This is a genomic window from Wenzhouxiangella sp. YN9, from assembly GCF_056324165.1.
Genome location: NZ_JBJNIP010000045.1, coordinates 1 through 6,767 on the forward strand (window position 1 = coordinate 1; position 6,767 = coordinate 6,767).

At 48.9% G+C, this 6,767-nt stretch carries 7 protein-coding genes; 2 read left to right on the forward strand and 5 right to left on the reverse strand.

From position 1 onward, the window contains the following. Window positions 1-228 precede the first annotated feature (228 nt). The 5 genes from ACEWQ0_RS00920 to ACEWQ0_RS00940 form a co-directional block, all read right to left on the reverse strand. The gene (locus ACEWQ0_RS00920) at window positions 229-453 is read right to left on the reverse strand and encodes a DUF6994 family protein (protein WP_476484209.1); all 225 of its coding nucleotides are present in this window, start codon (window positions 451-453) and stop codon (window positions 229-231) included. Window positions 454-533: 80 nt separating this feature from the next. Beyond that, the gene (locus tag ACEWQ0_RS00925; RefSeq protein ID WP_476482408.1) at window positions 534-821 is read right to left on the reverse strand and encodes a hypothetical protein; all 288 of its coding nucleotides are present in this window, start codon (window positions 819-821) and stop codon (window positions 534-536) included. Then, window positions 814-1,443 (reverse strand): nucleotidyltransferase domain-containing protein, encoded by a 630-nt coding sequence (locus ACEWQ0_RS00930; RefSeq protein WP_476482409.1) that lies wholly within the window; start codon window positions 1,441-1,443, stop codon window positions 814-816. The genes ACEWQ0_RS00925 and ACEWQ0_RS00930 overlap by 8 nt, the downstream gene beginning before the upstream one ends. After that, window positions 1,443-2,282 carry a pentapeptide repeat-containing protein gene (locus ACEWQ0_RS00935; RefSeq protein WP_476484210.1) on the reverse strand — a complete coding sequence of 280 codons (840 nt, stop codon included), beginning with the start codon at window positions 2,280-2,282 and terminating at the stop codon, window positions 1,443-1,445. The genes ACEWQ0_RS00930 and ACEWQ0_RS00935 overlap by 1 nt, the downstream gene beginning before the upstream one ends. A gap of 85 nt (window positions 2,283-2,367) precedes the next feature. Next, a complete protein-coding gene (locus ACEWQ0_RS00940; protein ID WP_476484211.1) occupies window positions 2,368-4,659 on the reverse strand; it encodes an AAA family ATPase in 2,292 nt (763 codons plus the stop codon). 294 nt (window positions 4,660-4,953) lie between these two features. On the opposite strand from ACEWQ0_RS00940, the gene ACEWQ0_RS00945 reads away from it, so the two are divergent. Both ACEWQ0_RS00945 and ACEWQ0_RS00950 read left to right on the forward strand, forming a co-directional pair. Beyond that, window positions 4,954-5,478: a phage integrase N-terminal SAM-like domain-containing protein gene (locus ACEWQ0_RS00945; RefSeq protein WP_476482411.1), complete on the forward strand. Its 525-nt coding sequence runs from the start codon at window positions 4,954-4,956 to the stop codon at window positions 5,476-5,478. A gap of 132 nt (window positions 5,479-5,610) precedes the next feature. Continuing rightward, the coding region (locus ACEWQ0_RS00950; protein ID WP_476484212.1) for a type I restriction-modification system subunit M at window positions 5,611-6,767 on the forward strand (1,157 nt) is incomplete at its 3' end.

Sequence of the window (6,767 nt, forward strand, 5' to 3'; positions counted from 1 at the left end):
TCGTCAATCAGGTTCTGCCACTGCTTTGCCGAGCGGCGAATGCGATAGGTCGAAGACATGATCTGCTCCTTGAGTTGAGTTTGGGAGCAGATTACTGACTCAGCAACGCGCGGGGAAGAACGGTGCGGAATGGACGCTTACCCGCCAACTGCCCCGAAGCGCTGTGCGATCCAACCACGGGCACGAAGACCACGCTCGACGGCAGTACCATCATGCCGAAATCTCTGGTTATGCCCGGCCCTGAGTTGGGGGAGTGGACACTCCTACCTCCGAGCGGTGATAAAGATAACAGCCTGTTTTCGAGTCGCTTAGCTCAAAAACCCCTCCCTCAGGCAAAGGCTTGCTCCACAAGAACTTGTGATAACGCCGCAGTGTTGGGCTTGCCGCATCTGGGTCTTTAGCTTCCGGCGTGTCCGTTCGAAAGTCAAAGGAGATGTCAATCGGACTTTTCATAGGTACTAAGTATTCGGCCTAACGCTTGGCTTTGCGGCGCACCGAAGCGCAGCGTAGGTGCGTCCGACAACAGCCACTGGTTATACCGCATCCGCAAGTGCGGCAACGGCTTCAATAATTTTATCTCTTCTCAGCTCGTATTCACTACTCACTGGCTCTTGGCTACGAGTAGCCATAAAAAAGAGCTCGGATGAGATATTCTTCAGTAAGTTAACCACTCTAGAAGATGGCCCAAGTCGGTTGTTCACCGCCCAACGGTCAATCGCACTGGAGGACAGTCCGAAGAGCTTTTCGTCAAGATCCAGTCTTGAGTTGACCATGTCCAGAACATGTCTTTGAGTCGCCATTCGGCTAACAAACTCATCCATTTAAATTTACCTCATGGCATAGTTCATCGATCCAAGATCGGCAGCGCTTCAACTCCGGCAATAGAATCGCCAGATCGATATCACCAATACTGTCTCCGGCTCCTCTCGTTGAAAGCAGGCGAGCCTGCATTAGCAAAGAGTAAACACTCTCATCAACATCCAGGCTTCTCGGGCCAAGCCTTCTCGCCGAATCCCTTCCGAAGGTTGGGCTGTCCATCCTCGAAAGCGAATAGCAGGTTGCGATATTTCGCAAAGCTAGAAAAATCGTTGAAAGCTCAAACACGAGACTCGGCGAGCCTTTTTGAACAGACTGAAATGAGGAGTCAAATATATCTCGAAATTTCAAGCAATCGGCTACTGCTCCCGAGTATTTAGACGGCGATCCCAAGCTCTTCAGAAAGTCAGTCCCATCAGCGGCGTAAATCAGGCGGCTCTCAAGAGACAGATGCCAAGCGAATGCATTACCAGCTTTCCAGAGCTCAAGTATTCTCGCATACGAATAAATCGAAAATTTCTCAGGATTGAGGCGAGAATCCCGACCTTCCACAAGGGCCAGCAGATCAACATCAGAGTCAACAGAAATATCACCGCGACAAATTGAGCCAAAAGCGTAGATATGCATTATCGACGACTAAACCGTTTAACTAGAATCGACACCAAGCAGGCAAGAATTACATACCTCAAAGCCGCGATACCTGCTAATAGCAGGCCTGAAAACCCATCTGGCTTAGCGACACCAAGGAATACTTGCGGAGCATTTTTTACTGCCTCAACGTAACTGGTCAGTGAGGCTGGATCCTTTAAGAAATAAACCTCGCCCAATGCAATAGCCAATATTACCAAAAGCAACGTTCTAAGCAGCTTTATGAAGCTTTCACCATTCCCCCAGAACGCATCAAGCAATACAAAATCAAGCCACTCTAAGAAAGCCTTAATTCGCGCCACACCTGGATAATGCTTTCGGTAATAGGCCTCACGAGAGCGCCAAGCTTTATACAAATGAACACGACCGGCCTCAAGTTCAATTTTGATCGCCTTGTTTGCAGCAACTGAATTTCCAATTTGATGGAAATTCACCCTAAGCGTTCTGGCAAATTTCTGCTGAAGGTTTTCCTGTCCGGGGCATCCTGTATCAAGAATCGCGGGCTCTACTTGCGTTTGGGAAAACTCTGCGTAATCAAAAACGCAGCCATCAAACTTACTACCTCTAAGGTTTGAGTTAGTAAATTTACACCCAACAAATTTGCAAGAATCAAAAACACACTTATGCAAGTATGCTGAGTCGAACTGCGAGTAGCTGAAATCGCAATCTGTGAAGCGCTTCTTTTTGGCAACCAAACGTTCAAATTGTTTATTTCTCAGGTTTACGCCTTTAAGGTCATGGGCGATAGCTTGGTCTGGGATAGTTTCCCTGCCCGTAGGGCGAAAATGATCATTCATGCCGTGAGACTCATCCTTCATACGGTATAACGCCGCGCTCTGCGGCAATTCTGGAGCGCAGCGGAAAAACTGTCCGACAGCAGCGCCTTGTTATACGCATTCCTACTCAAGACACGACCTCCATCATTTCTTGATAGTGTTTTTCGTCCAGTTCATTTATCCAGTCAAAAATATCTGAAATGACTGAAACACCTTCACCAATCAGATTTTCAACAAAGTCTTCATTGGTTTCAATAAGGTCATTATGTGAATATTCATTGATGAACTTTCTAATCTTTTCCTTCCCTTCGTCTTCAGGGTTCTGACTTGCTGAAACGGCCGTATTAAACAAGTTGGCGAAATTGCCCCGGTTCTTTGGAAATTTGAATGACAAGAAGGATTCAAGTAGTTTTCGGGATAAATTGGCGGCAAGAAAATGATCGTCCGTTTCAAGCGTCTGTTGATTTTTTAAAGAATTCAGCCGTGAAAATATGTAATGATATTCTGAATTATATAAGGTTAATGCTGGTTCGGCGTTTTTATAAGTTGAAGTTCGTGGCACTCCGTTGTTTGCCTTAACAACGTAGAAATTTGCAATATTCTGATTGTCACGTTTATTCTTCCGTGAAATCCAATCACGAACCAACTTGAAGAACGTGAAGTTGTGGGTAAGAACAAACAGTTGCTTTGCTTTTTCACAGTTCACCTTCATAAATGAGTAAGCGTGAAAAAGGTGATTGGAGTCGAAACTTGAAATGGGGTCATCTACAACAACAATAGTATCTTCAATGTTGTTGTCATTTTCTTTCAACTTGGTTATGAAGTAGACGAAAGCAATAGCTGTCTTTTCACCTTCACTTAAATTACCGTCAACCTGTTCCGAATCGTTCCGAAGTATTTCATACCCTTTTTTAACCGGATTGAATCGAAGGGTCAATTCACTGCGCCCAAGAAACTTATGAAGTGATTCATTAAACTGGTCAGCACCCAGGCCTTCATTTGATAGTGAATCTTCAAGCGTTCGGATTTCTGTGTTTCTAGTGTTAATTGCTGTTTTTAGAATTTCATTTGCGGCAGTGCGATCAACGACTTCTTTCTTCTTCTCGTGATACTTGAATGATTTCACTTCAGTAGTTGCGTAGTGAAGTTCAAGTCGCTTTTTAGCTTTATCAGTTTCTTCTTTGAAATTTCCAGACTTATGGTTGTGCTTATCAACAGCCGTGCCAATATCGGTCATAGCATCGTTAAACGCCTTCACGGATGATTCACTGATAACTTCTACCGTTAGAGCAGTTTCAAGCGGATTGGCGGTCTTTTCCTTTAGCACAGTGTGCCACACTGCTATTTCTCCGTTTAAGGCTGTGATAGCTTTTTCTAATGCTGTACAGGCTTCACCGTACCCGCTTTTGAATTCATCGTAAAAATCACTTGTAGCGGGTAATATTGGGGGCTGAATATATTGTTCTGCAAGCCACCCGTCAGCACGTTCAAGCCGAGTTTGAAAGGCTTTATAATCGTCATTAAAGTGGGCTTCAAGTTGTTTGGTGCGTTCTTCCGTGATGGTGTTTCCACAGTATTCGCACTGGTTTGTATCGTGACGCTTATGAAGATCAAGACCAGTTTCAACCCAAGATTTTATATCGCCATGTTCAACAAGCCGCTGGATAGTTTGACTAACCACGCTGGTTTTTAAAAGTTCATCAAGACGTTCTTTTGTCTTGGTGAAGATTTCTTGATTAATGGTCTGTTGATTAAAGGTGATCGAGGACTTTTGATCAGGCTTCGCGGCATTGGTTAATTCAACAATTTGTTGGTCATCAAGAAGCGAGTCGTCCGACTTGCTTTCTTCAAGGTGGTCTTCTATGAATTTTCCAAATTTACGCTTATCGTAGTTAAGGTAGTAACTGTCTGTAGTGTCAATGGATTGAAGACTTGTCTTCATGTGTCGCGCGCTATCGGTTTCAAATTTTGAAACAGCGCTATCAAGTTTCTTTATTGCTTCAGCTTCTATGCCGTGTGCTTTGCTATCGACTTCCTGTTCTTTTTTTAATCGTTCTAGTTTTTCACGTTCTTCAATCTTCTCTTTATCAACAAGCAATATACTTTTTACAGTGCTGTTCCATGAAATGTTTTCATCAATAAAGTCATGGTTAAAGGTATATATGTTTAGCTCAGAATTCGCCACGTTCGCTTGTGTAATAGGCGTGCCGCTGTCTACGCTTACCGAGAATTCCGAAGAAGGAAATTTACTTGAAGTGACTTTATTCTCGATACACCGAAACAAACCCGAAAGCGTAGATTTTCCGCTTCCATTCCACCCATAGAGCAAATTGTATTTTCCGAAATCTTTAGCATTGCTGTTCGTATGATCTTGGAAGATACCGAATTGCTTTAATTTCTGTATACTTTTTATTGACATGGCACCCCTGACCTAAAATTCTCTCCGGACTAAATTTGCGTATAACTAGCAACTAGGTTTGAAAAGCGGAGTTTAGTGACTAAGGCGGCGGATAAGCCGTTTAGTCTGACAAGTTTTGTTCTGGCCCGCATAACCACCTGTCTTGCCTCTTTGTTTCGTCTGGCTGAGCTGCTGCTATGCGGCGGATCGTACGTGTAGTTCCGAATTTCCCTACCGCCGGACGCGCCGGTTTGCCGCTGCGTTTTTGCCCTCGCTGCGATTCAATATGCCACGGGTTTCATTGCGAGAGCAAACATGGGCGAGAAGTTGCTGGATCGGATGCGGCGGGTGTTGCGCACGGGGCATTACAGTTATCGGACGGAGCAGGCATACGTGCACTGGGTTCCCCGGTTTATCCGGTTTCACGATTTGCGGCATCCTCGTGATCTGGGCAAGGGGCATGTCGAGGCGTTTTTGACGTATCTTGCGGTCGATCGGCATGTTGCGCCTTCGACTCAGAATCTGGCGCTGAACGCCATTCAGTTTCTTTACCAGAAGGTGCTGGAGTTGGAATTGCCCTGGCTCGACAATGTAGTGCGCGCAAAGCGCTCCACGCGTTTGCCGGTGGTCCGAACGATTCCCGCGCTGCAAGTTCAGGTGGATCGGGCACTGGCCGCAGCAGCCGATGATGCGTCCCACGGCCGCGGTGTGAGCGTCCATTCCGCACCGCTCTTCCCCGCGCATTGCCGCGTCAGCAATCCGCTCCCAAACTCATCTCAAGGGGCAGATCATGTCTTCGGCCTATCGTATTCGCCGCTCGGCAACATCGCCCTGGATTGATCTGTATGCCACGGCGGGTTCGGAGCCGGGCCAGGATATTGAGCGCTGTTTAGCGGCCAGCCCGCGCGTTGATATACTGCCCTGAGCCGTTGGCGGCTGATGTGTGTCAACTCAACACAGAAAAAGGGTGTCATGAATACAGAGAATCATTCTCAGGTTGCGGCCTGGATCTGGTCGGTGGCCGATCTGCTGCGCGGCGATTTCCAGCAGTCGCAGTACGGGCGGGTGATTCTGCCGTTTACCCTGCTGCGGCGGCTGGAGTGCGTGCTGGCGCCCACGCGCGAGGCGGTGCAGGCGGCGGCGAAGGCGCATGCCGGCAAGCCCGATGCGGTGCGCGAGCAGATTCTGCTGCGCGAGGCCGGGCAGCCGTTCTTCAACGGCTCGGCGCTGACCCTGGCCAGCCTGTCGGATACCCAAACGGCCCAGGATCTGTTGGGCTACGTGGAATCGTTCAGCAGCCACGCGCGCGAGATTTTCGATCACTTCAACTTTGAAGACTTTGTCGAGCGGCTGACCACCAGCAACCTGCTGTTCCAGGTGGTGCAGCGCTTTGCCGAGTTCGACCTGCGCCCGGAAAAGATCTCCAACTTCGGCATGGGGCTGATCTTCGAGGAGCTGATCCGCCGCTTTGCCGAAAGCTCCAACGAAACCGCCGGCGAGCATTTCACCCCGCGCGATGTCGTCCATCTGGCCACCTCGCTGGTGCTCACCGGCCAGGACGACAGGCTCAAGGCCGGCGGCATCGTGACCGTTTATGACCCGGCCGCCGGCACCGGCGGCTTCCTGTCGGAAAGCGACGCCTATATCCAGCAGGTCAGCGGCGGCATGAGCGTGTCGCTGCACGGCCAGGAGCTCAACCCCGAGTCGTATGCCATCTGCAAGGCCGACATGCTCATCAAGGGCCAGGATGTGGACAACATCAAGCTGGGCAATACCCTGTCCGACGACCAGCTGGCCGGCGAGCATTTCGACTTCATGCTAGCCAATCCGCCGTTCGGGGTGGACTGGAAGAAAGTGCGCAAGGAAGTCGGCGACGAGCACAAGCACAAGGGCTTCGATGGCCGCTTCGGCCCCGGCCTGCCGCGGGTTTCCGACGGCTCGCTGCTGTTCTTGCTGCACCTGGTCAGCAAGATGCGCTCCAGCCGCCACCCTGTGTGTCAACATCCCTCCCAACAGTACCTGATCGGTTTTATCTGTAACATTCAGGGCGCTTACGGAGCGAAGAGATGTCTGATTCCAACGAAGTTGTCACCGACCCGCGCCTTGAGAAGCGTACCCGACGCCGGTTT